The organism is Pseudosulfitobacter pseudonitzschiae (genome assembly GCF_900129395.1).
Classification (GTDB): domain Bacteria; phylum Pseudomonadota; class Alphaproteobacteria; order Rhodobacterales; family Rhodobacteraceae; genus Pseudosulfitobacter; species Pseudosulfitobacter pseudonitzschiae.
On the sequence record NZ_FQVP01000003.1, the window covers coordinates 147,440 to 168,333 of the forward strand.

Annotated in this window: 24 protein-coding genes; 18 read left to right on the plus strand and 6 right to left on the minus strand. The window is 60.4% G+C overall.

The genetic code is table 11. The features are described from left to right. Positions 1-98: 98 nt before the first annotated feature. Positions 99-674: a LabA-like NYN domain-containing protein gene (locus BUC08_RS08745; protein ID WP_037928081.1), complete on the minus strand. Its 576-nt coding sequence runs from the start codon at positions 672-674 to the stop codon at positions 99-101. 138 nt (positions 675-812) lie between these two features. Between BUC08_RS08745 and folK the strand changes: the two genes are divergently transcribed. The 13 genes from folK to recO all read left to right on the plus strand — a co-directional run bounded on the left by folK (position 813) and on the right by recO (position 10,510). After that, positions 813-1,379 (plus strand): 2-amino-4-hydroxy-6-hydroxymethyldihydropteridine diphosphokinase, encoded by a 567-nt coding sequence (folK, locus tag BUC08_RS08750; RefSeq protein WP_037928208.1) that lies wholly within the window; start codon positions 813-815, stop codon positions 1,377-1,379. Positions 1,380-1,485: 106 nt separating this feature from the next. Beyond that, a complete protein-coding gene (gene rpoZ / locus BUC08_RS08755) occupies positions 1,486-1,842 on the plus strand; it encodes a DNA-directed RNA polymerase subunit omega (RefSeq protein ID WP_028957193.1) in 357 nt (118 codons plus the stop codon). A gap of 20 nt (positions 1,843-1,862) precedes the next feature. Then, positions 1,863-4,004 (plus strand): RelA/SpoT family protein, encoded by a 2,142-nt coding sequence (locus tag BUC08_RS08760; protein WP_037928084.1) that lies wholly within the window; start codon positions 1,863-1,865, stop codon positions 4,002-4,004. Positions 4,005-4,030: 26 nt separating this feature from the next. Then, on the plus strand, positions 4,031-4,711 hold the full coding sequence (locus tag BUC08_RS08765; RefSeq protein ID WP_037928086.1) for a DUF2062 domain-containing protein: 681 nt from the start codon (positions 4,031-4,033) through the stop codon (positions 4,709-4,711). 141 nt (positions 4,712-4,852) lie between these two features. Then, positions 4,853-5,602, plus strand: coding sequence for a pyridoxine 5'-phosphate synthase (locus tag BUC08_RS08770; protein WP_037928088.1), 750 nt, complete (start codon positions 4,853-4,855; stop codon positions 5,600-5,602). Next, positions 5,595-6,026: an ABZJ_00895 family protein gene (locus BUC08_RS08775; RefSeq protein WP_037928090.1), complete on the plus strand. Its 432-nt coding sequence runs from the start codon at positions 5,595-5,597 to the stop codon at positions 6,024-6,026. The genes BUC08_RS08770 and BUC08_RS08775 overlap by 8 nt, the downstream gene beginning before the upstream one ends. A 19-nt stretch (positions 6,027-6,045) precedes the next feature. After that, a complete protein-coding gene (locus BUC08_RS08780; protein WP_143186707.1) occupies positions 6,046-6,483 on the plus strand; it encodes a hypothetical protein in 438 nt (145 codons plus the stop codon). Continuing rightward, a complete protein-coding gene (gene acpS / locus BUC08_RS08785) occupies positions 6,480-6,884 on the plus strand; it encodes a holo-ACP synthase (RefSeq protein ID WP_028957199.1) in 405 nt (134 codons plus the stop codon). The genes BUC08_RS08780 and acpS overlap by 4 nt, the downstream gene beginning before the upstream one ends. An 80-nt stretch (positions 6,885-6,964) precedes the next feature. Beyond that, complete coding sequence (lepB, locus tag BUC08_RS08790) at positions 6,965-7,801, plus strand: signal peptidase I (RefSeq protein ID WP_037928095.1); 837 nt, start codon at positions 6,965-6,967, stop codon at positions 7,799-7,801. 8 nt (positions 7,802-7,809) lie between these two features. Continuing rightward, entirely contained in the window at positions 7,810-8,496 is a 687-nt protein-coding gene (gene rnc / locus BUC08_RS08795; RefSeq protein WP_037928098.1) for a ribonuclease III, read from the plus strand. Continuing rightward, the gene (era, locus tag BUC08_RS08800; RefSeq protein WP_037928101.1) at positions 8,493-9,401 is read left to right on the plus strand and encodes a GTPase Era; all 909 of its coding nucleotides are present in this window, start codon (positions 8,493-8,495) and stop codon (positions 9,399-9,401) included. The genes rnc and era overlap by 4 nt, the downstream gene beginning before the upstream one ends. Before the next feature lie 51 nt (positions 9,402-9,452). After that, positions 9,453-9,782, plus strand: coding sequence for a DUF1491 family protein (locus BUC08_RS08805; RefSeq protein ID WP_037928104.1), 330 nt, complete (start codon positions 9,453-9,455; stop codon positions 9,780-9,782). A 2-nt stretch (positions 9,783-9,784) separates the two neighbouring features. Further along, positions 9,785-10,510 (plus strand): DNA repair protein RecO, encoded by a 726-nt coding sequence (recO, locus tag BUC08_RS08810; RefSeq protein ID WP_037928105.1) that lies wholly within the window; start codon positions 9,785-9,787, stop codon positions 10,508-10,510. Here recO and BUC08_RS08815 read toward each other — a convergent pair. From BUC08_RS08815 to BUC08_RS08825, 3 genes are all read right to left on the minus strand, one after another. Continuing rightward, positions 10,494-10,883 (minus strand): META domain-containing protein, encoded by a 390-nt coding sequence (locus BUC08_RS08815; protein WP_028957205.1) that lies wholly within the window; start codon positions 10,881-10,883, stop codon positions 10,494-10,496. The two genes, recO and BUC08_RS08815, sit on opposite strands and share 17 nt — an antisense overlap. An 8-nt stretch (positions 10,884-10,891) precedes the next feature. Beyond that, positions 10,892-11,419 carry a TetR/AcrR family transcriptional regulator gene (locus BUC08_RS08820; RefSeq protein WP_037928107.1) on the minus strand — a complete coding sequence of 176 codons (528 nt, stop codon included), beginning with the start codon at positions 11,417-11,419 and terminating at the stop codon, positions 10,892-10,894. Between the two features lie 123 nt (positions 11,420-11,542). Next, the gene (locus tag BUC08_RS08825; RefSeq protein WP_037928110.1) at positions 11,543-13,228 is read right to left on the minus strand and encodes an acyl-CoA dehydrogenase family protein; all 1,686 of its coding nucleotides are present in this window, start codon (positions 13,226-13,228) and stop codon (positions 11,543-11,545) included. 148 nt (positions 13,229-13,376) lie between these two features. On the opposite strand from BUC08_RS08825, the gene BUC08_RS08830 reads away from it, so the two are divergent. Then, positions 13,377-14,144: a sulfite exporter TauE/SafE family protein gene (locus BUC08_RS08830; protein ID WP_037928113.1), complete on the plus strand. Its 768-nt coding sequence runs from the start codon at positions 13,377-13,379 to the stop codon at positions 14,142-14,144. Positions 14,145-14,147: 3 nt separating this feature from the next. On the opposite strand, the gene BUC08_RS08835 is transcribed toward BUC08_RS08830, so the two are convergent. Beyond that, positions 14,148-14,504, minus strand: a complete 357-nt coding sequence (locus BUC08_RS08835) for a helix-turn-helix domain-containing protein (RefSeq protein ID WP_028957209.1) — start codon at positions 14,502-14,504, stop codon at positions 14,148-14,150. 210 nt (positions 14,505-14,714) lie between these two features. On the opposite strand from BUC08_RS08835, the gene BUC08_RS08840 reads away from it, so the two are divergent. Both BUC08_RS08840 and BUC08_RS08845 read left to right on the plus strand, forming a co-directional pair. Beyond that, the gene (locus tag BUC08_RS08840; protein WP_073194188.1) at positions 14,715-15,545 is read left to right on the plus strand and encodes a LysR family transcriptional regulator; all 831 of its coding nucleotides are present in this window, start codon (positions 14,715-14,717) and stop codon (positions 15,543-15,545) included. Between the two features lie 173 nt (positions 15,546-15,718). Continuing rightward, complete coding sequence (locus BUC08_RS08845) at positions 15,719-16,423, plus strand: hypothetical protein (RefSeq protein WP_037928210.1); 705 nt, start codon at positions 15,719-15,721, stop codon at positions 16,421-16,423. Positions 16,424-16,506: 83 nt separating this feature from the next. Here BUC08_RS08845 and BUC08_RS08850 read toward each other — a convergent pair whose 3' ends face one another. Next, positions 16,507-18,105, minus strand: a complete 1,599-nt coding sequence (locus BUC08_RS08850; protein ID WP_037928116.1) for a phosphoenolpyruvate carboxykinase — start codon at positions 18,103-18,105, stop codon at positions 16,507-16,509. Between the two features lie 350 nt (positions 18,106-18,455). Between BUC08_RS08850 and BUC08_RS08855 the strand changes: the two genes are divergently transcribed. Together BUC08_RS08855 and BUC08_RS08860 are read left to right on the plus strand one after the other, a co-directional pair. After that, a complete protein-coding gene (locus BUC08_RS08855; RefSeq protein ID WP_037928118.1) occupies positions 18,456-19,157 on the plus strand; it encodes a response regulator transcription factor in 702 nt (233 codons plus the stop codon). 42 nt (positions 19,158-19,199) lie between these two features. Further along, complete coding sequence (locus BUC08_RS08860; RefSeq protein ID WP_037928122.1) at positions 19,200-20,894, plus strand: sensor histidine kinase; 1,695 nt, start codon at positions 19,200-19,202, stop codon at positions 20,892-20,894.

A 20,894-nucleotide genomic window follows, 5' to 3' on the forward strand; every position in this document is an offset into this window, starting at 1 on the left:
GTCTGTCACCAAAAAAAACCGGGCCTTCGAGAGGGAAGGCCCGGTTTGATGGTTTGCTGGGGCTGCGCAATGCGCCTGGGATGTGCAGCCCGTCGGGGTTAGCGTTCGTTCGCAACCGCGCTGGGACGCTGTGCCATGTCCTCTTCGCGGGGCGGACGGCCGATCACGTCCTTCAGTTCCTCCAACTCGATAAAGTTGTCGGCCTGACGCCGCAGGTCGTCCGAGATCATCGGGGGCTGGCTGCGGATCGTGGACACAACCGAGACTCGTACGCCTTGACGTTGCAAGCTTTCGATCAGCGGGCGAAAATCCCCGTCGCCCGAAAACAGAACGATGTGATCCACACGCGGAGCAAGCTCCATTGCGTCGACTGCCAATTCGATGTCCATGTTGCCCTTGACCTTACGGCGGCCCATGGAATCGGTGTATTCCTTGGCTGGCTTCGTGACCATGGTGAAGCCGTTGTAGTTCAGCCAATCAACCAGAGGGCGAATTGGCGAGTATTCGTCATTTTCCAGAAGCGCAGTGTAGTAAAATGCGCGGAGGAGCTTGCCGCGACGCATGAACTCTTGACGTAACAATTTGTAGTCGATGTCGAAACCTAATGCTTTCGCTGCGGCATACAAATTGGATCCGTCGATGAACAGCGCGAGCCGTTCGTCCTTATAAAACATGAAACGTCCTTTCGAAAACGCCCCGCCTGCCTGTTTCCGTGAGTGTGTTGGTGAATTAAGACAGAGCGTACCGGGCGAAAATATGTATTTTTAATTATGCTGCAAGCCATGCAGGCGGTCAAAAGGGACGTTGAGTTGATGCAATTCCGGTCAGATATACTGATTGCCGTGGGGTCAAATCAGCGGTCTTTCGCCGGAACGCCGGAAGAAACGCTGAAAACTGCCTATGTGCAGCTGGAAAAGGCGGGCGGGGTGATTCGCAACGCCAGCCCGTTTTATGCGACGCCGTGCTTTCCTGCAGGCGCCGGGCCGGATTATGTCAATGCGGCACTCTCCTTAAAGTGGAATTCTACCCCAGGTGATATTATCTCAGCGTTACATCGGATCGAGGCCGAGCTGGGGCGGGAGCGGGTGCAACGATGGGGGCAGCGCACGGTCGACCTGGACCTGATTGCCGTCGGGGATCAGGTGTTGCCGGACCGTGAAACCTATGCCCGCTGGCGCGAACTGCCGCTTGCGCAGCAGATGAAAGAGACCCCTGACCAGCTGATCCTGCCGCATCCGCGAATGCATGAACGCGCCTTTGTGCTGGTGCCGCTGGCGGATGTGGCACCCGACTGGGTGCATCCGGTGACAGGGCAGACTGTGGTACAGATGCGCGACGCGCTGGACCCTGCGCTTCGGGCCGAGGTCGTGCCGTTGTAACACGCGGCGCTGCGTCGCTTTGGCGCTTGTTTTCGCCTTGTCATCAGGGCCGGAAGCGCCTAAATACACGTCTTCTGATGTTATTGTCCGATGCAGGAGCACCCAAATGGCCCGCGTAACAGTCGAAGACTGCGTAGATAAGGTTCCAAACCGCTTTGAACTGGTGATGCTTGCCGCACACCGGGCGCGCGAAATTTCGGCGGGCTCCGCTGTCACTGTCGACCGTGACAACGACAAGAACCCTGTCGTGTCCCTGCGCGAGATCGCAGAGGAAACCCAAGGTGCCGATGACCTGCGCGAGCGGATGATCGAAAGCAACCAGAACCAGATCGAAATCGACGAGCCGGAAGAAGACGCAATGGCGCTTTTGATGGGTCAGGAAACAGCTGACAAGCCCGACGAAGACAGCATGACCGAAGAAATGCTGCTGCGTCAGTTGATGGCGGCTCAGGGGCAAGGCTAACGCCTTAAGGTGCGGACCAAATGATCTCTGCCGACGACCTGATCGCGCTGGTCCGCAATTATAACCCCAAGACACATGAAGATCTTATTCGCGCCGCCTATGATTACGGCGCGAAGATGCACGAGGGGCAGTTTCGCCACTCGGGCGAGCCGTATTTCACGCACCCCGTGGCCGTCGCCGCGATCCTGACCGAACAGCAACTGGATGATGCCACGATCATCACCGCGCTGTTGCACGACACGATCGAAGACACCAAAGCCTCTTATAAGACCGTATCGGAATTGTTCGGCGACGATGTTGCCACGCTGGTTGATGGCGTGACCAAGCTGACCAACCTGCAACTCAGTTCGCTGGAAACCAAGCAGGCCGAGAATTTCCGCAAGCTGTTCATGGCAATGTCCAAGGACATGCGGGTGATTCTGGTCAAGTTGGCGGACCGTTTGCACAACATGCGTACGATCAAGTCGATGCGCGTCGACAAGCAGGTGCAAAAAGCCCGCGAGACGATGGATATCTTTGCGCCACTGGCGGGTCGCATGGGTATGCAATGGATGCGCGAAGAGCTGGAAGATCTGGCGTTTCGGGTGCTTAACCCCGAGGCGCGCGCGTCGATCATCCGCCGTTTTGTCACCTTGCAACGGGAAACCGGTGACGTGATCCAGCGGATCACCAACGACATGCGGCACGAGCTGGAAAAGGCCGATATCGAGGCGGATGTTTTTGGCCGCGCGAAAAAGCCGTTTTCGATCTGGCGCAAGATGCAGGAAAAGGACCTGAGCTTTTCGCGGCTGTCGGACATCTACGGCTTTCGCCTGATCACTGAAAGCGAAGAAGACTGCTATCGCGCGCTGGGCGCGATCCATCAGCGGTGGCGCGCGGTGCCGGGCCGGTTCAAGGATTACATCAGCCAGCCCAAGAGCAACGGATATCGTTCGATTCACACCACCGTGTCGGGCCGGGACGGCAAGCGGGTCGAGGTGCAGATCCGCACCCGCCAGATGCATGATGTGGCCGAAAGCGGCGTGGCGGCGCATTGGTCCTATCGCGACGGTGTGCGGTCGCAGAACCCCTTTGCGGTTGATCCGGTCAAGTGGATTGCGGGGCTGACCGAACAGTTCAACGACGAAGACGATCACGACGATTTTCTCGAAGCGGTCAAGCTTGAGATGTATTCGGATCAGGTGTTCTGCTTTACGCCCAAGGGCGACGTGGTGAAGCTGCCCCGTGGGGCGACGCCGATTGATTTCGCCTATGCCATCCATACGCGGATCGGCAACGCCTGTGTGGGCGCCAAGGTCGACGGAATGCGGGTGCCGCTGTGGACGCGGGTGAAAAACGGCCAGTCGGTCGAGATTATCACTGCAGAGGGTCAGACGCCGCAGGCCACATGGCTTGAGATCGCCACAACCGGCAAGGCCAAGTCGGCCGTGCGCCGGTCGCTGCGCGAAGCGGATCGCGAACGGTTTATCAAGCTGGGGCACGAGCTGGCCCGCTCGGCGTTCTCCAATGTCGGACGCAAGGCGACGGACAAGGTATTGGACACCGCGGCCAAACACCTGCGGCTTTCGGACGGTGACGAGGTTCTGGCGCGCCTGGGCAGCGCCGAACTGACGGGTCGTGAAGTGGTGCAGTCGGTCTATCCCGATCTTGCGCCCAAAACCGGCAAGAAGGTCGACAAGCGCCGCGCAGTGATCGGCCTGTCGCCGGGGCAAAGCTTTGACCGGGCCACCTGTTGCCAGCCTTTGCCGGGGGAACGTATCGTTGGGATCACCTATCGCGGACAGGGCGTGGTCGTGCATTCGATCGACTGTCAGCGGCTGGTGGATTTCGACGATCAGCCCGACCGCTGGCTGGACCTGCATTGGCATGACGGCAGCCACCCGGCGGTTTACGGGGCCACGCTGGATATGACGATTGGCAACGATGCGGGGGTGTTGGGCCGGATCTGCACCTTGATCGGCGACAGCAGCGCAAATATTTCGGATTTAGAGTTCCTGGACCGGAAACCGGACTTTTACCGCCTGCTGATAAATGTTGAACTGCGCGATGTGGAGCATTTGCATTCGCTGATGCTGACACTTGAAGCCGAGAGCGAGGTTGCGTCGATCGAGCGCTTCCGCGATGTCACAAAAGGTGCAGCCGATCCGGCGCGTACCGCCTGAATCCGAACGGGAAGGACCCTGATACGGTGATCTTCAAACGTCGAGATCCCAAACCGTTCCTGCGCGCATTGGCCGAGGCCTTGTGGCCGCGCGGGGGTTGGACCCGTGCGTTTCACTATGTCAAACACCGGGTGCGGCGGCTGCCCGATACGCCCGAACGCATTGCGCGGGGCATCTGGGCCGGTGTGTTCACGACGTTTACACCGTTTTACGGCCTGCATTTCGTGGTGGCGGCTCTTGTCGGCAAGGCCATGCGCGGCAATCTGCTGGCGGCGTTGATGGCCACGTTCTTTGGCAATCCGCTGACCTATGTGCCCATCGGCATCGCGTCGTTGAAAACCGGTCACTGGCTGCTGGGCACCCGCATGGACCCCGAAGAACACCGGTCGTTCGGGGGCAAGTTCTATGACGCGGCGGCGGATCTGTGGGACAACCTGATTGCGGTCGTGCAGGGCAATCCGACGAACTGGACCGGGTTGGACCGGTTCTTCCATGATGTGTTTTTCCCCTATCTGGTGGGGGGGATCATTCCGGGGATCATTTGCGGGACAATTGCCTATTATATCTCTGTGCCGCTGTTGCGCGCCTATCAAAAACGGCGCAAGGGCGCGATCAAGGCCAAGTTCGAGGCGCTGAAGGCCAAGGCTGCGGAAAAGGCTGCAGCCAAGGCGGCCAGCAAGTCCGAGGCGCGCTCGGAGCAGGAATAGGGGGCTCTGCCCCCGCGCCTTGCGGCGCGCCCCCGGAGTTTACCTGGCAAGATGAAGGCCGGTGTATCGGTACAAAGAAGCCCTCGCGCTTGGGCGCGTCGGGCATTAGGCTGCGGCGCAAAATACGATCTGGAGTAGCTTATGAAACCGCTTGGGTCCCTTCGTCTGGGGGTGAACATTGATCACGTGGCCACGGTGCGCAATGCACGCGGCGGCGACACGCCTGACCCGCTGCGGGCCGCGCGGATCGCGCAAGAGGCGGGCTGTGACGGCATCACGGCGCATTTGCGCGAGGACCGCAGGCATATTTCGGACGCGGACATCGAGGGGTTGATGGAGGTGCTGACGGTGCCGCTGAACTTTGAGATGGCCGCAACCGAAGAGATGCAGCAGATTGCCCTGCGCCACCGCCCCCACGCCGTGTGCATCGTGCCGGAAAAGCGCGAGGAGCGCACCACCGAGGGCGGGCTGGAAGTGGCACGCGAAGAGAACAAGCTGGCACATTTCATCGCCCCCTTGCGCGATGCCGGCTGCCGCGTGTCGATCTTTATCGGCGCGGACCAGCGCCAGATCGAAGCGGCACACCGTATCGGCGCACAGGTGATCGAGCTGCATTCCGGGGCTTATTGCGATGCCCACCACGAGGGACGCTTTGACGACCGCGACCGTGAGCTTGAGGCGCTGCGCGAGATGTCCACCTTTGCACACGGGCTGGGGCTGGAGGTGCATGTGGGGCACGGGTTGACCTATGATACCGTGCAGCCGGTGGCGGCCTTTCCCGAGGTAATGGAATTGAACATCGGGCATTTCCTGATCGGCGAGGCGATCTTTCGCGGATTGCAGCCGGCCATCGCCGAGATGCGCCGCCTGATGGACGAAGCCCGTGGGTGAGTATCGTTTCAACATTCCGCGCTTTGCCACGTTTTACCTAGGGCTGAGCATCGGCCTTCCGGTGCTGCTCTATCTGATCCGCCAATATCTGGGCTTTGATTTAAGCTCGGGCGGGGTTTCGTTGATCCCGATCATGCTGACCACGCTGAACGAGGGGGCGCGGTTTGTGCGTGCGACGGGGCGGCGGCCGGAAAATCGTGAAGCGTGGAAAATGGCGGGGCTGTTTGCGCTGTTTGGTGTCATGCTTTCGATGTTGCTGGCGGCGGTTGTGTTGGTTGTGGCGCCTGCACTGCTGGGTGATTTGTCCAGCCTGGGGATCGGATTCGTCGCCGCGATGGTGGCGGTGATGGCGATTGTTTATATATTGGTGTCCCGGGTGTTCTTTGCCCTGGGCGCCCGCAGCGAAGTGAAGCGGCTGCCGTGAGCTTTTGGAGTATGGTCGAATGATGTCTGCATTAATCCGCGCCGCTTTGGTTCTGGGCCTGACGGCGGCACCGGCGCTGGCCCAGGTGAAGGTCAGTGCCTGCGAAGGCTTTCGCGCCTCGGCCGAGAACGTCTATTGGACAGATCCGACGCGCACCTTTGCCAATGGGGCGATCCGGTTGGTGGCGCTGGACACGCAGGAACCGGTGTGCTGCGTTCTGAGCGTGATGGTGGTTTATCCGTCAAAGGACGAGCCGTTCCCGCAATGCCGCCTGGTCAGCACCGAGGCCGGCGGCTGGGCGAACATGTTCCTGTCACGCGCCAAGGCGCGATATGATCCGGTCAAAGGGTTGTCGGTGACCATTCCCGTCGAGACCTATGTGGACGGCGTGAACAACCACGCGACAACGGTGACCGTCACGATCAATCAGGCGACCGGCGAGATTGCCGCACGATGATCCTGGGCATTGGCACCGATCTGGCCAACATCGAGCGTATCCAAGGCACGCTGGACCGGTTCGGTGACCGATTTCGCAACCGCGTGTTCACCGAGGTGGAACAGGCCAAATCCGAGCGGCGCCGCGACGTGGCGGGCACCTATGCCAAACGCTGGGCTGCGAAAGAGGCTTGTTCCAAGGCATTGGGCACGGGCCTGCGCATGGGCATTTCATGGCGCGACATGGCCGTCAGCAACCTGCGCACCGGACAACCCGTGATGCATGTCACCGGCTGGGCTGCCGAGCGGCTGGCCGCGATGACCCCCGCCGGGCACGAAGCGATCATTCACGTGACGCTGACCGACGATCACCCCTGGGCACAGGCCTTTGTGCTGATCGAGGCGCGGCCCATAGCAGGTTGACGCATTGGCCGCATGTGGCCTGCCTTGACACCTTGACGCTGCACCCGCATGTAGCAGCGTGACCCAAGCAGGAGCGTCCCATGGCTGCCAAGGAAAAATCCGGCAACGGATTCGTCGAAACGATCAAGACAATCGTCTATGCGCTGCTGATCGCAGGCGTTTTCCGCACCCTTTTCTTTCAGCCGTTCTGGATTCCGTCCGGTTCGATGAAAGAGACGCTGCTGATCGGGGATTTCCTGTTCGTGAACAAGATGGTTTACGGCTATTCCTACGCGTCCTGCCCCAGCATCGTGATACCGAGGATCGGTCTGGACGTGGACGCCGAAGACATTTGCGGTGTCTTTGACGGCGACAACACACGCCTGTTTGGCGGCACGCCCAAACATGGTGATGTGGTGGTGTTCCGTCACCCTGTGTCGGGACGCGATTATATCAAGCGGTTGATTGGCGTGCCGGGTGACACGGTGCAGGTCAAGGACGGCATCGTGATCCTGAACGGAGAACCCTTGCCGCAAGAACCTGCAGGGACATTCACCGAGTCGATGGAGCGTCAGGGACCGCAGGGGCTGGTGCCGCGCTGTGAAAACGGCCCCGTCGGCGAAGGTGGCGATTGCACCAAGTCGGCGTATATCGAGACAATGCCCAACGGGGTCAGCTATACTGTTTTGAATACGGCCAACCAGAGTTCGGACAACACGAATGTGTTCCAGGTGCCCGAGGGACAGTATTTCTTCATGGGTGACAACCGCGACAACTCGCTTGACAGTCGGTTTTCGCAACTGGCCGGTGGCGTCGGTTTCGTGCCATATGAGAACCTTATTGGCCGCGCGGACCGGATCATGTTCTCGTCCGCGGGGCGGTCGATGCTGTTCTTCTGGACCTGGCGCGGCGACCGGTTCTTCAAGGGTATTCACTAGGCGTATTGATGAAAATTTCGAGCGAGCTCAAAGACTTTCAACACCGTATCGGACACGAGTTCGCCGATCCGACGCTGCTGACCGAGGCCGTGACACATGCGTCGATGTCGTCGCCCACGCGCGGCGACAACCAGCGGCTTGAGTTTCTGGGCGACCGGGTGTTGGGGCTGGCGATGGCGCAGGCGCTGCTGGAGGCGGACACTGACGCCGCCGAGGGCAAGCTGGCGCCGCGGTTCAACGCGCTGGTGCGCAAGGAAACCTGCGCCGATGTGGCCCGCGAGATCGATCTGGGTGCGGTTCTGCGGCTGGGCCGGTCGGAGATGCTGTCAGGTGGGCGCCGCAAAGAGGCGCTGCTGGGCGACGCGATGGAGGCTGTGATTGCCGCCGTCTATCTGGACGCGGGCTTTGACGTGGCGCAGGCGATGATCATCCGGCTCTGGGGCAAGCGTATCAACGATGTCGACGCCGACGCCCGCGACGCCAAGACTGCGATGCAGGAATGGGCGCAGGCCAAAGGGTTGCAGCCGCCACGCTATGTCGAAGTGCACCGCGAAGGGCCGGATCATGCGCCCGTTTTCACGATTGCTGCAAAGCTGACCAACGGGGCCAGCGCGCAGGCCACCGCCAAATCGAAACGTCAGGCCGAACAGGCCGCCGCCGCCGCATTGCTGGCGCAAATGGAGAAAACCAAATGAGCACCCGCGCCGGTTTCGTCGCCCTGATCGGAGAGCCGAACGCCGGCAAATCCACCCTGTTGAACCGCATGGTCGGGGCCAAGGTGTCGATCGTCACCCACAAGGTCCAGACCACTCGCGCGCGTATTCGCGGTGTCGCCATCGAGGGTGACGCGCAGATCGTGTTCGTGGACACGCCGGGCTTGTTCCAGCCGCGCCGCCGGTTGGACCGCGCTATGGTTGCGGCCGCATGGGGCGGGGCTGCGGACGCCGATGTGGTGGTCCTGATGGTCGAGGCGCACCGTGGCGTCACAGAGGGCGTGGAGCGCATCCTGGAGGGGCTGGCGACCGTTGGCGAAGGCCGCAAGGTCGCGCTGGCGATCAACAAGATCGACCGCGTGGAATCGCAGGTTCTGCTGGGGCTGACCAAGGAGTTGAATGACCGCTACGCCTTTGTCGAAACCTTCATGATTTCGGCCGAGAAGGGCTTTGGCGTCGATGCGCTGCGCACGTGGCTGGGCGGTCAATTGCCCGAAGGCCCGTGGCTGTACCCCGAGGACCAGATTGCCGATCTGCCCATGCGCATGATCGCCGCCGAGATGACCCGTGAAAAGCTGACCCTGCGGCTGCATCAGGAATTGCCCTATCAGTTGACGGTCGAGACCGAGAACTGGGAAGAGCGCAAGGACGGCACCGCACGGATTGATCAGGTGGTCTATGTGAGCCGCGAGGGGCACAAGGGCATCATTCTGGGCAACAAGGGCGAGACGATCAAATCTGTCAGCAAGGCCAGCCGCGCCGAGCTGGAAGAGTTTCTGGGCCGTCGCGTGCACCTGTTCCTTCAGGTCAAGGTGCGCGAGAAGTGGCAGGAAGAGGCCGAGCGGTATTCGCAGATGGGGCTGGATTTCAAAGATGGCAACGCCTGATCTCTTGGCCAACCGACCCTCCGGGGGGAGTTTATCGGGCAAGATGAAGCCATGAGCCGTTTGACTGCACGGTTCTGGGTTGATGCCTATCTGACGCGGCTGCGGTTGTTCGATATACCGGGTTTTGTCGTGTCGCATGGCGATGACACGGGCGGCGCGGTTCTGGTCAAGCTGAACACGCTGGACGGGCAGGCGGTGGTGTTTCACCGCAGTTTTGACTTGCAAAGCGATGCGCGCGTCTGGGCGGAGTTGGCGCGCGGCGCCGAGGCCGAGGTTGACGCGGTGGTGACGCGGCAGCGCGGTTTCGATCCTGACCTGTGGGTGGTCGAGGTCGAGGACCGCGCGGGGCGGCATCTGCTGGATCACGACGGGCTGGCCTGAGCGTGGACTGGCGGGGGACAGGCATATTGCTGGCCGCGCGCAAACACGGCGAGACATCGGTGATCATCGAGGTGTTCACCGAAGATCGCGGCCGCCACGCGGGCGTGGTGCGCGGAGGGACCAGCCGCAAGATTGCACCGATCCTGCAACCGGGCGCACAGCTTGACGTGGCATGGCGTGCGCGGCTTGAGGATCACATCGGCAGCTTTACAGTAGAACCCGTGCGCAGCCGCGCCGCGCAGGCGATGGGCGACCGGTTGTCGCTGGCGGGGCTGAACGCGGTGACGTCACTGTTGTGTTTTTGCCTGCCAGAGCGCGAGGTGCACGCGCCGCTGTACCGGCGGACCGAAGCCTTGCTGGATCTGATGGGGCAGAACGAGATCTGGCCGCTGGCCTATTTGCGGTGGGAATTGGCGCTGTTGGAAGAGATGGGATACGGGCTGGACCTGTCGGCCTGCGCGGTCACTGGCGCGACCGAGGGGCTGGTCTATGTCTCGCCCCGGTCAGGGCGGGCGGTGTCGGCAGAGGGGGCGGGTGAATGGGTGGACCGGATGCTGCCCCTGCCCGAGGTGCTGCGTGGCCGTGGCGATGCGCCGGACGCAGAGATTGTCCAGGGGCTGCGGACCACCGGATATTTCCTGGAGACGCATCTGGCTGCCGATCAGGGCAACCGCGCCTTGCCTGTGGCCCGTGCACGGTTTGTCGAGGCGTTCAGTCGGCGGCTCTGAACATCATTTCGCGGCCTTTTTCGTTCTTCAGGATCATCACGTCGCCCAACACTTCGATCAGGGTCATGTCCTGAAGGGCTGTGAAATAGCGCGTCTCGTCACCCAGTGCCGGGCAGGCGCGGCGGGTGCTGCGCAGCGGGCCGGTCTTGAACCACGGGTAGGGCACCGACATCGTGCCAGAGAAGCCGTTGCAGGGGCCGCGCCCGGCGATTTTGTCGACCTCGGGAAAGCTGAGCGAGGCCATCGCATTGAACGGTTGGCCGTCGATTTCGGTCAGGGTCCATGTCTTGCCACCGGCACCGTAGGCGCGGGCGGTTTCATCTGCTTTGCAGGACACGGCGAAGGTCAGGGCGAGTATCAGGGCAATGCGCATGGCGCTGACTAGCGCAATGCCAGCACGAGGTCGATCAAGGCGGTATAGGCATTGGCGGAATCGTGCCGTTTGGATTTGGGCAGCATCGGCATCCCGATCAGCGCGCCATAGGCGGCGCGGGCAAAATCGGGGTTCTTGAGGCCCAGTTGCAACAACAGGGTCGCCATATAGGTCAGCCGTTCGGCATCCACCTGTGCCAGCGCGTCTGCCGCGTCTTTGTTTTCCTGCGCCCAGGACCGGATTGCAGGGGCTGTGGTGTCGTCCAGAACATGGGCACCAAAGTCTTGCAGGCGGGTCGCGGCGTTGCCGTCAGCTTCGAGCAGGGCGACCACATCGGCAAAGGCCTGGGTCTTCCAGTGATCCAGCAGGGCCTCGTGAAAGGCCGGGACATCGGTAAAGTGCCAGTAGAACGAGCCCTTGGTCGTGCCCAGACGACGCGCCAGTGGTTCGGCGCGCAATGCCGGTGGACCATCGCTGCGCAGGGCGGTGATGCCTGCGTTGATCCATTTCTCGCGATTGAGACGGGCATGTTTCATGCCAACGGGTGTAGAGGGTCGCGGGGCACCTCACAAGCGACATATGCTGCAAGTGCAGCATATGCGCGGAAGCTTGCGGTGCATTTGGGCGCTGTGCCCGTTAAACGGGCTGTCTGACGGGGCTTATCCCAGCAAACGCCGCGCGATGACCTGTGCCTGAATTTCGCCGGCCCCCTCGAAAATGTTGAGGATTCGCGCATCGCACAGCACGCGGCTGATCTTGTATTCCAGCGCAAAGCCGTTGCCGCCGTGGATTTGCAGGCCATTGTCGGCCGCCGCCCATGCCACGCGGGCCCCCAGCAGCTTGGCCATGCCGGCCTCGACGTCACAGCGGCGTCCCTGGTCTTTTTCAAAGGCGCTGAAATAGGTCAGCTGACGCGCGATCATGATCTCGACGGCCATCATCGCCAGCTTGTTGGCAACGCGTGGGAATTCGATCAGCGATTTGCCGAATTGTTTGCGGTCCTGGGCATATTGCATCGAGATATCCAGCGCAGATTGCGCCACGCCGATGGCACGCGCGGCGGTCTGGATGCGGGCGGATTCAAAGGTCTCCATCAGCTGTTTGAAGCCTTTGCCCTCTTCGCCGCCCAACAGGTTCTCGCCTTTGACGTGGAACCCGTCAAAGCCCAGCTCGTATTCCTTCATGCCGCGATAGCCCAGCACCTCGATCTCGCCGCCGGTCATGCCCTCGGTGGGGAAGGGGTTGGCATCGTCGCCGGGCGTTTTCTCGGCCAGGAACATCGACAGGCCTTTGTAGTCGGTCGTGTTCGGGTCGGTCCGCGCCAGCAAGGTCATCACGTGCGTGCGGGCCGCGTGGGTGATCCACGTCTTGTTGCCGGTGATCCTGTAGTCGTCCCCGTCCTTGACGGCGCGGGTGCGCAGGGAGCCAAGGTCCGATCCGGTGTTGGGTTCGGTGAACACGGCCGTCGGCAGCGTCTCGCCCGAGGCGATGGCAGGCAGCCATTTGGCCTTTTGCGCATCAGTGCCACCCGCGATGATCAGCTCGGCGGCAATTTCCGAGCGGGTGCCCAGCGAACCGACGCCGATATAGCCGCGCGAGAGCTCTTCCGAGACCACGCACATCGATGCTTTGGACAGGCCAAGGCCGCCATGTTCTTCGGGGATAGTCAGGCCAAAGACGCCCATTTCCGCCAGTTCGTTGATGACCTCGATGGGGATCAGCTCGTCCTTGAGGTGCCAGTCATGGGCAAAGGGTTCGACCTTTTCCAGCGCATAGCGGCGGAACTGTTCACGGATCATTTCCAGTTCGTCATCCAGACCGGTGACGCCGACGGTGATCTCGGCGTTGCGTTCCTGCATGAGTGCGACCAGGCGCAGGCGTGCGGCCTGGGTGTTGCCGTGCTGGATCAACGCCATGGTGGCAGGCGCGGACAGGTCCGCCATGTCATTCGCGGTCAGACCCAGATCATGCGGGCGCAGGATTTCGCCCTGGTTCATCGGGATGCCGCCCTGGATTTGGCCCAGATATTCGCCCACCCCGATTTGCAGGATCAGCTTTTCCACCTCGCCGAACTGGCCATTTTCAGTCAGGGCCGTCGCCCATTTCTGCATCTGGTGCAGGGCCTGAACATATGTGGCCAACCAGGCCAGGCCATGTGCGGCGGTCTGGTTCTGTTCGACAAGGGCAGCGGACACGCGGCCGTCCTTGCTCAGCAGGCCGCGCAGCTTGTCCTTGGCCGTTTCCAGAATCGCATCGACCGGTGCGATTGCGTCGGCGGTCTTTTTCAAAAGATCGTCCAGAATCACCGAAGTGGCCGAAGTCATGTCTTGTCCATCGTGCGCCATGGCTCATATCCCCTTGCTTGCTTGCCGGATGAGATAGTTCCTTCGCAGGTGCAGCGCAACTTATTTGCGTGTGCGTGCGTCAATTTGATCGAAAGTTACGCGATGTTTTTGCGGGTGCAGCGGAAAATGAGGATGGTATAGCGTCCCCATGGACATTTTTTTGACACTGCTGACACCGACCCAACTGGGCCTTGCCGTGGCCATCGCGATCCTGGCGGGCTTTGTCAAAGGCGTTGTGGGCTTTGCGATGCCGATGATCTTTGTGTCGGGGTTATCGACGTTCCTGGCCCCGGATCTGGCGCTTGCGATGCTGATGCTGCCAACGCTGGCGACCAATGGCATTCAGGCGCTGCGGCAGGGGCCGCGTGCGGCGTGGGAGTCGATTGCCAAGTTCAAAGTCTATCTGATGGTTGGCGCTGTTGTGCTGATCCTCAGTGCGCAGCTGGTCAGCGTATTGTCCATGCAGGTGATGTTGCTGATCATTGGCGTGCCGGTCACGTGCTTTGCGCTGATGCAGATTGTTGGCTGGACGCTGACGTTGAACGGGCAAAGCACCACGTTCGAGGTGATCATTGGCGTGGTGGCGGGGTTTCTTGGCGGCATCTCCGGGATCTGGGGGCCGCCGACGGTGATGTATCTGACGGCACTTGGCACGCAGAAACACGACCAGATGCGCGCACAGGGCGTGATCTATGGGTTGGGGGCTGTGTCATTGGTGGGGGCGCACATCGGGTCGGGCGTGCTGAACGCGGCGACCTGGCCGCTGAGTGCGGTGATGATCGTGCCGGCGCTGATCGGTATGTTCTGTGGGCGTCAGGTCATGGACCGGATTGACCAGGTGGTGTTCCGTCGCGCGACGCTGTTCGTGCTGCTTGTGGCAGGGCTGAACCTGATGCGCCGCGCGTTGGTTGGGTGATCTTCAGGCAGACTTGGCCACAGTGCGCCCGGAAACGTCTTCGATAAAGGTGACGATCCGCGATTTGATCTGTTCGTCGTCAATCGAGGCAACCGCGCTTACGATATCCAGTCCAGGATCGCGGACTGCAGTGTCGTTGAAATCTTGCAGGCCTTCGAAGAAATAGGATGTGGGGACGTCGAGGATACGCGACAGGTCATAAAGACGGCTTGCTGCGATGCGGTTGGAACCAATTTCGTATTTTTGAATTTGTTGAAATGAAAGTTTCAGGTGGCGAGCGACATCAGTTTGCGACATACGGCGCAACGTACGAGCCTGTTTTAGCTTACGGCCAACATGAATATCTACAGGATGAGACATCTGTCTTAGTACCTCCGGTTGTAACTTGGGCAGTGATCCAAGAATTATTGCTCATAATCAAGTGCCTAGATTTTTACATTTGTGGTATATTTATATTGCACCAATGAGTGATTTATGCACCATTGATGGTGAAAGTGATGGATAGGGAGCCCTCAAATCACACGCAGGCCTACGAATTTTCTGCACGAGCATCAACCACTACTGTTTGAAATGCTGCGCTCATTTACAACTTTGGCGCGCCATTTAAATCTGACTCGGGCTGTGGAAGAACTGGGTAGCACCCGTCAAACGGTGCGGCGGCACATAACCTATCTAGAGCAAGCCAAGGGATTCGAGCTGTTTCGAATCAGGGACCGGCGTTACGAACTGACCGAACGCGGTGCCAGCGCACTGACCGAAGCCCAAACTTTGCTGTCGCGCGGGAATGCGTGGCTCAGCTCTGAGGTTGGTTTTGAATACGGGATGCTGAGGATCGCCAAGTCCGAGGGCGACTGGCGGTTTTTCCTGCAGCAGCGGCCCCTGTCCGAAATCTGGGTACAAGGGTCGGACTTTTTGCGCAACAGCGTGCGATGCTGGGCCGAGTCCGGCGGCAACATCGAACACCCCGCCTTTCAGCCCGTGCGTCCCTATGCGATGGTGTTTCGCCCGAACGACCGGCAATGGGTTTGCGTCGATGTGGGACGTGAATCGTCATTTGCGACATGGTTCGGCTGGGAATGGCAAAGCAGTTCGATCGGGCGCACGCTCGAAGCGTTGCCGGGCGGGCCGTTGGTCGGTGACATCATGGAAGGCACCTTTCACGAGATCGCCGCCAACCACGGGCTGCGCTTTGATCACATCCACACCACGGTCGCGCGCAAGGCAGGCACGCCACTTGTCCCGCTCAGCTACACGCGGTTGTTGCTGGGGGCACGGTTTCCCGATGACAGCTTTGCGCTGGTGAATATCATCGAGCGCACCAATGCGCTGGAAATCGATGAGCTGCCGCCCGAGTACATCAATTCGATGGATTCCAGCCTGGAGATGCACGTCAGCATCTGACCGCTCTTGCGCGGCAGACGCAGGCCTGAGCGTGTCGTTCGCTGTTTGCGACGATGCAAATGGCGTCGATCTGGTGTATGTGCCTCAGTGTAATTGTTTCCGATACGAACGCCAAAAGGGCTGTTCGCGTCTGGTTGTTCTTTGAAACCCTGCGGCAAACCGGGAGAATCCTGATGAGCATACACGACGTATTCGAGGGGTCGCGTCTGTTGACCGAGACAGTTGATTTGCTGGCGCAACGCCAGTTGTATCTGACGGTCGGGGAAGACTTTGATCTCTACAAGGCGTTGATTTCCGAATTTCGACCCAGCCAACCGGTCAGCCTGCCGTTCGATCCGGCCCGGTCGGACCTGTCCGACGGCAAAGGGTTCTGGTCGGTGGGGCGCAATCCGCAGGGCAAGATCGTGCAGACGCAGGCGGTGCGATTGATCGACCTGCAAGGGCAGACGCTGGCCGATCATATGAACCGCAACTTCCGCGCCTATCCGCCGTCGGGCGTGCCGATTGATCTGGACGATTCGTGGTACAGGTCGGGTCCGGGCGCGCGGCGGATATCGGGGCGGGTCTGCTATCACGGCGAGATGTGGATCAACCCCGAAGAGGGCAATTATCGCGGGCGGGGCATTGTTGATATTCTCGCGCGTTTTGCCTTTCTCAGCAGCCAGCTACACTGGCAGCCCGACTATGTTTTTGGGTTCATGCCGCGCACCATTGCCCGTCGGGGGCTGGCCGAGCGCGAGGGGTACATGCATGTGGACCCCTATTGCCTGAGCTGGAAAATCACCGGTCAGAACAAGCCGGTCGAGGGGAACATGGTCTATATGGGCCACGAGGATATTCAGCATATCATTCAGGTGCCACTGGAGCTTGCCGCCTGATCCTGTTGTGACATCCCATGAAAAAGCCCCCGCGCCGGATGGCCGCGGGGGCTTTTGTCTTTCCGGGCCTCGGGCCGCAGACCCTAGCCGATGGCGGCGGCGCGGACGTCGTCGTCGATGTGGGGCAGGTACTGCTCGAAGTTCGTTGCGAACATTTCGACCAGCTTGTTGGCCTGACGGTCATAGCTTTCGGGGTTGTCCCATGTGCGGCGCGGGTCCAGCAGGATGTCGGCCACGCCGTCCACGGCGACCGGCACTTCGAAGCCAAAGTTCGGGTCTTTGCGGAATTTGGCGTTGGCCAGGCTGCCATCCAGTGCGGCGGTCAACAGGGCGCGGGTGGCGCGGATTGGCATCCGGCTGCCTGTGCCATAGGCGCCACCGGTCCAGCCGGTGTTGACCAGCCAGCAGGTCGCACCGTGCTGGGCGATCTTTTCGCGCAGCAGGTTGCCGTAGACCTCGGGGCGACGGGGCATGAAGGGCGCGCCAAAGCAGGTCGAGAAGGTGGGCTCGGGCTCGGTCACGCCGCGTTCTGTTCCGGCGACTTTCGAGGTGAAGCCGGACAGGAAGTGGTACATCGCTTGCGCCGGTGTCAGGCGCGCGATGGGGGGCAGGACGCCAAAGGCATCGCAAGTCAGCATGATGATGTTCTTGGGATGGCCGCCAAGCGCGCTTTTCGATGCGTTCGAGATATAGTGCAGCGGGTAAGCGCAGCGCATGTTCGCGGTCAGACTGTCGTCGGCGAAATCCAGATCCTTGGTTTCTTCATCAAAGATCATGTTTTCGATCACGGTGCCGAATTTCTCGGTCGTGGCATAGATTTCCGGCTCGGCCTCGGCGCTCAGGTTGATCGTCTTGGCATAGCAGCCACCTTCGAAGTTGAACGTGCCGCGGTCGGACCAGCCATGTTCGTCATCGCCGATCAGCGTGCGCGACGGGTCAGCCGAAAGCGTGGTCTTGCCGGTGCCGCTGAGGCCAAAGAACACGGCCGTGTCGACGGGGTTGCCCGTCGCATGGTTGGCCGAGCAGTGCATCGGCATCACACCTTTTTCGGGCAACATGTAGTTCAGCAGGGTGAACACGGATTTCTTGTTCTCGCCCGCATATTCGGTGCCGCCGATCAGGATGATCTTGCGGTCAAAGTTCAGTGCGATCACCGTGTCGGACTTGCAATCATGCTTTGCCGGGTCTGCCTTGAACGAGGGGCAGTTGATGATGGTGAAATCCGCGGTGAAATCGTCCAGGTCCTCACGGTCCGGGCGACGCAGCAGGTGGCGGATGAACAGGCCGTGCCATGCCAGCTCGGTCACCATGCGGACGTTGATGGCATAAGCGGGGTCGGCACCGCCCACCAGGTCCTGCACGAAATAGTCGCGGCCCTTCATGTGGGCCAGCATGTCATTGTAAAGCGCGTCAAAGCCTTCTTCGGACATCTCGGCGTTGTTTTCCCACCAGATGTTGTCGGCAACACTGTCAGTTTTGACAACGTGTTTGTCCTTGGGCGAGCGGCCGGTGAATTTGCCGGTGGTCACCAGGAACGAGCCACCTTTGCCCAAAGTGCCCTCGCCACGGGCGAGCGCGGTTTCAACCAGCGCAGGCTCGATCAGGTTGTAATAGACATTGCCCAGCTCCTTGATCCCTTGATCTTCAAGCCGGAAATTCGGGTTCACCCGTCCAGATGTCATATGTCGTCTCCCTGTCGCCGCCACGGGCGGATGGTACTAAGTTTAGGCGCGTCAGCGTCGCGGCCGTCATGGCCTGAGCGCCTCATAACATGACGTTTCCAGACATGAACAGGACGCTTTGGCACAGTTAGCGCCATCACCGCGATCTTTGGCCCATGCGGGTTGCCACAGCCCTTTTTCCGGCTTCTCGTAAATCGGGAAAGTGCGTCAATTTAGCCATTCCTAATCAAATTGTGGCGCAATTGGGGCATTAGGGGCTGGTGATTCGCACTTAAGGATTGATTCGGCCCGATAAAATCTGGATGTATGGTCAAAAAACTATATTGAGCAGCAATAAAAGGGTACAGGCAATGTCGAAGATTGCGTTGGTGGACGACGACAGGAACATTCTTACGTCTGTTTCTATGACGCTTGAGGCTGAAGGCTTCGAGGTCGAAACTTATAATGACGGTCAGGCGGCATTGGACGCCTTTAACAAGGGGCTGCCGGATATGGCGGTTCTGGATATCAAGATGCCCCGCATGGACGGGATGGATCTGTTGCAGCGGCTGCGCCAGAAAACCTCGATGCCGGTGATCTTTCTGACATCCAAGGATGACGAGATCGACGAAGTGCTGGGTTTGCGCATGGGCGCGGACGATTACGTCAAGAAACCGTTCAGCCAGCGTTTGCTGGTCGAACGCATCCGCGCATTGTTGCGTCGGCAGGATGCGGTCGCCACGGATGAAGTGGGCGACACCGAAGATACCAAAGTGATGGAGCGCGGCGACCTGCGGATGGACCCGCTGCGCCATTCGGTCAGCTGGAAGGGCAATGATGTCTCGCTGACCGTCACCGAATTCCTGCTGTTGCAGGCATTGGCCCAACGTCCCGGCTTCGTGAAATCGCGCGACCAGCTGATGGACGTGGCCTATGACGACCAAGTTTACGTGGACGATCGCACCATCGACAGCCACATCAAGCGTCTGCGCAAGAAGATGCGTACGGCGGATGATTCCTTTTCGGCAATTGAGACGCTGTACGGGATCGGCTATCGGTACAACGAAGACTGATGCGCGCAAATGGCTCTGGCCGAAAGGAACTTCGTGCGGGATATGGCCCCACCTCCATCACGTGACGGCGATGTTGTGCTGGGTGACGATTGGGTCGCCCCGGACCGCTCGGAAACCGGCAATGAAATCCGGGCCAAGCGGGAACGGCGTGGCCTGTTTTCCCTGCGCGCTTCGCCGCTGACACGCAAGATCATCACCTTCAACCTGATTGCGTTGAATGTGCTGGTTGCGGGTATCCTCTATCTGAATTCCTCACGCGACAGCCTTGCCGTGCAGCGCGCCACATCGATGGTCAGCGAGGCAGAGCTGATTGCCGATGTAATCGAAGCACAGCTTCCTGCGGGCGCACCTGTCAATCTGGCGACGGGGGATGGCGTTGACGTTGCCGCCACCCTCCAGGCGCTGGACCTGCGCAGTGGCATCGAAGTTCTGGTCTTCGACCCCTCGGGCGCCCTTGTGTCCAGCATCGAAGGGGCTTCGGCCCAGCCGAGCGGCGCACAGTCCGGCGGCGCAAATCGCACCATTCTGACCGATGGCCTCAACTGGCTTTGGGACAAACTGTCATCGCCTTTCGATTCTGACGTCCCTGCTGACGCTTCCACGGTCGAAGAGCAGTTGCGCACCATGGTTCCCGGCAGCCTGACGGGCGGGACACAGGTGAAAGACAGCCTTGATACGGTCGGCGGCACTTTGTTCAGCGTCGTAACGCCCATTGTGCAGGGAACGACACCGGTTGGCGTTGTTGGCATCACCTCTGCCGCGGGCGAGATCGACGCGCTGGTGCGTGGCGAACGCGAGCGCGTGTTGCAGATGTTCGTGATTGCAACGCTGGTTTCCGTCGGCCTCAGCCTCGTGTTGGCGTCGACGATTGCCAACCCGCTGGCCGATCTGGCCGCCGCCGCCGAACTGGGCCGCGACCGCAACCAGCGCAAGGTGAACCCCGGACGCATCCGCATTCCAGACCTGACCGCACGGCCTGACGAGATCGGGCGTTTGTCCGGTGCCCTGCGCGGCATGATCGCGGCCTTGTACAATCGTATCGACGGCAACGAACAGTTTGCCGCTGACGTGGCCCACGAGATCAAGAATCCGCTGGCATCGCTGCGCTCGGCTGTGGGCACGCTGCGGCTGATCAAACGCGAGGACCAGCGTGAAAAGCTGCTGGATGTGATCGACCATGACGTGCGGCGGCTCGACCGGTTGGTCAGCGATATTTCAAACGCCTCGCGGCTGGATTCCGAATTGGTCAAGGAAGAGGAAGAACCCTTTGACCTGCTCAAGATGCTGGGCAACCTCAGCCAGTATCTGGGCGAGGATGCCAAGTCGAAGGGCATTGATTTCATCACCGACCTGCCGGCTCAGCCCCTGCTGGTGCACGGGCTGGAGGCGCGGCTGGCGCAGGTGTTCGTCAACCTGATCACCAACGCGATTTCTTTCTGCGAAGATGGTGATGCGATCCGTGTCTGGGCCCGCAAAAAGGAAAACCGCGTGCTGGTCGTCGTCGAGGATACCGGCCCGGGCATTCCCGATCAGGCCTTGTCGAAGATCTTCAAACGTTTCTATTCCCAACGTCCCGAAGAGCATTTCGGCAACAACTCGGGCCTCGGGCTGGCCATCTCGAAACAGATCGTCGAAGCACATGGCGGCGTGATCTGGGCCGAGAACATCCGCCCGACCGATGCGGACATCACCAGCGACCCCCTGGGTGCTCGTTTCGTCGTGGGCCTGCCGGTTTGA

What these genes read in the sequence shown, in the direction of transcription:
- BUC08_RS08845 (WP_037928210.1), top strand. Translation starts at nt 15,719, where the DNA reads ATGAGCATACACGACGTATTCGAGGGGTCGCGTCTGTTGACCGAGACA.
- BUC08_RS08830 (WP_037928113.1), top strand. Translation starts at nt 13,377, where the DNA reads ATGGACATTTTTTTGACACTGCTGACACCGACCCAACTGGGCCTTGCC.
- BUC08_RS08835 (WP_028957209.1), bottom strand. Translation starts at nt 14,504, where the DNA reads ATGTCTCATCCTGTAGATATTCATGTTGGCCGTAAGCTAAAACAGGCT.
- rpoZ (WP_028957193.1), top strand. Translation starts at nt 1,486, where the DNA reads ATGGCCCGCGTAACAGTCGAAGACTGCGTAGATAAGGTTCCAAACCGC.
- BUC08_RS08745 (WP_037928081.1), bottom strand. Translation starts at nt 674, where the DNA reads ATGTTTTATAAGGACGAACGGCTCGCGCTGTTCATCGACGGATCCAAT.
- BUC08_RS08825 (WP_037928110.1), bottom strand. Translation starts at nt 13,228, where the DNA reads ATGGCGCACGATGGACAAGACATGACTTCGGCCACTTCGGTGATTCTG.
- acpS (WP_028957199.1), top strand. Translation starts at nt 6,480, where the DNA reads ATGATCCTGGGCATTGGCACCGATCTGGCCAACATCGAGCGTATCCAA.
- BUC08_RS08840 (WP_073194188.1), top strand. Translation starts at nt 14,715, where the DNA reads ATGCTGCGCTCATTTACAACTTTGGCGCGCCATTTAAATCTGACTCGG.
- era (WP_037928101.1), top strand. Translation starts at nt 8,493, where the DNA reads ATGAGCACCCGCGCCGGTTTCGTCGCCCTGATCGGAGAGCCGAACGCC.
- BUC08_RS08805 (WP_037928104.1), top strand. Translation starts at nt 9,453, where the DNA reads ATGAGCCGTTTGACTGCACGGTTCTGGGTTGATGCCTATCTGACGCGG.
- rnc (WP_037928098.1), top strand. Translation starts at nt 7,810, where the DNA reads ATGAAAATTTCGAGCGAGCTCAAAGACTTTCAACACCGTATCGGACAC.
- BUC08_RS08860 (WP_037928122.1), top strand. Translation starts at nt 19,200, where the DNA reads ATGGCCCCACCTCCATCACGTGACGGCGATGTTGTGCTGGGTGACGAT.
- lepB (WP_037928095.1), top strand. Translation starts at nt 6,965, where the DNA reads ATGGCTGCCAAGGAAAAATCCGGCAACGGATTCGTCGAAACGATCAAG.
- folK (WP_037928208.1), top strand. Translation starts at nt 813, where the DNA reads ATGCAATTCCGGTCAGATATACTGATTGCCGTGGGGTCAAATCAGCGG.
- BUC08_RS08855 (WP_037928118.1), top strand. Translation starts at nt 18,456, where the DNA reads ATGTCGAAGATTGCGTTGGTGGACGACGACAGGAACATTCTTACGTCT.
- BUC08_RS08815 (WP_028957205.1), bottom strand. Translation starts at nt 10,883, where the DNA reads ATGCGCATTGCCCTGATACTCGCCCTGACCTTCGCCGTGTCCTGCAAA.
- BUC08_RS08760 (WP_037928084.1), top strand. Translation starts at nt 1,863, where the DNA reads ATGATCTCTGCCGACGACCTGATCGCGCTGGTCCGCAATTATAACCCC.
- BUC08_RS08770 (WP_037928088.1), top strand. Translation starts at nt 4,853, where the DNA reads ATGAAACCGCTTGGGTCCCTTCGTCTGGGGGTGAACATTGATCACGTG.
- BUC08_RS08820 (WP_037928107.1), bottom strand. Translation starts at nt 11,419, where the DNA reads ATGAAACATGCCCGTCTCAATCGCGAGAAATGGATCAACGCAGGCATC.
- BUC08_RS08850 (WP_037928116.1), bottom strand. Translation starts at nt 18,105, where the DNA reads ATGACATCTGGACGGGTGAACCCGAATTTCCGGCTTGAAGATCAAGGG.
- BUC08_RS08780 (WP_143186707.1), top strand. Translation starts at nt 6,046, where the DNA reads ATGATGTCTGCATTAATCCGCGCCGCTTTGGTTCTGGGCCTGACGGCG.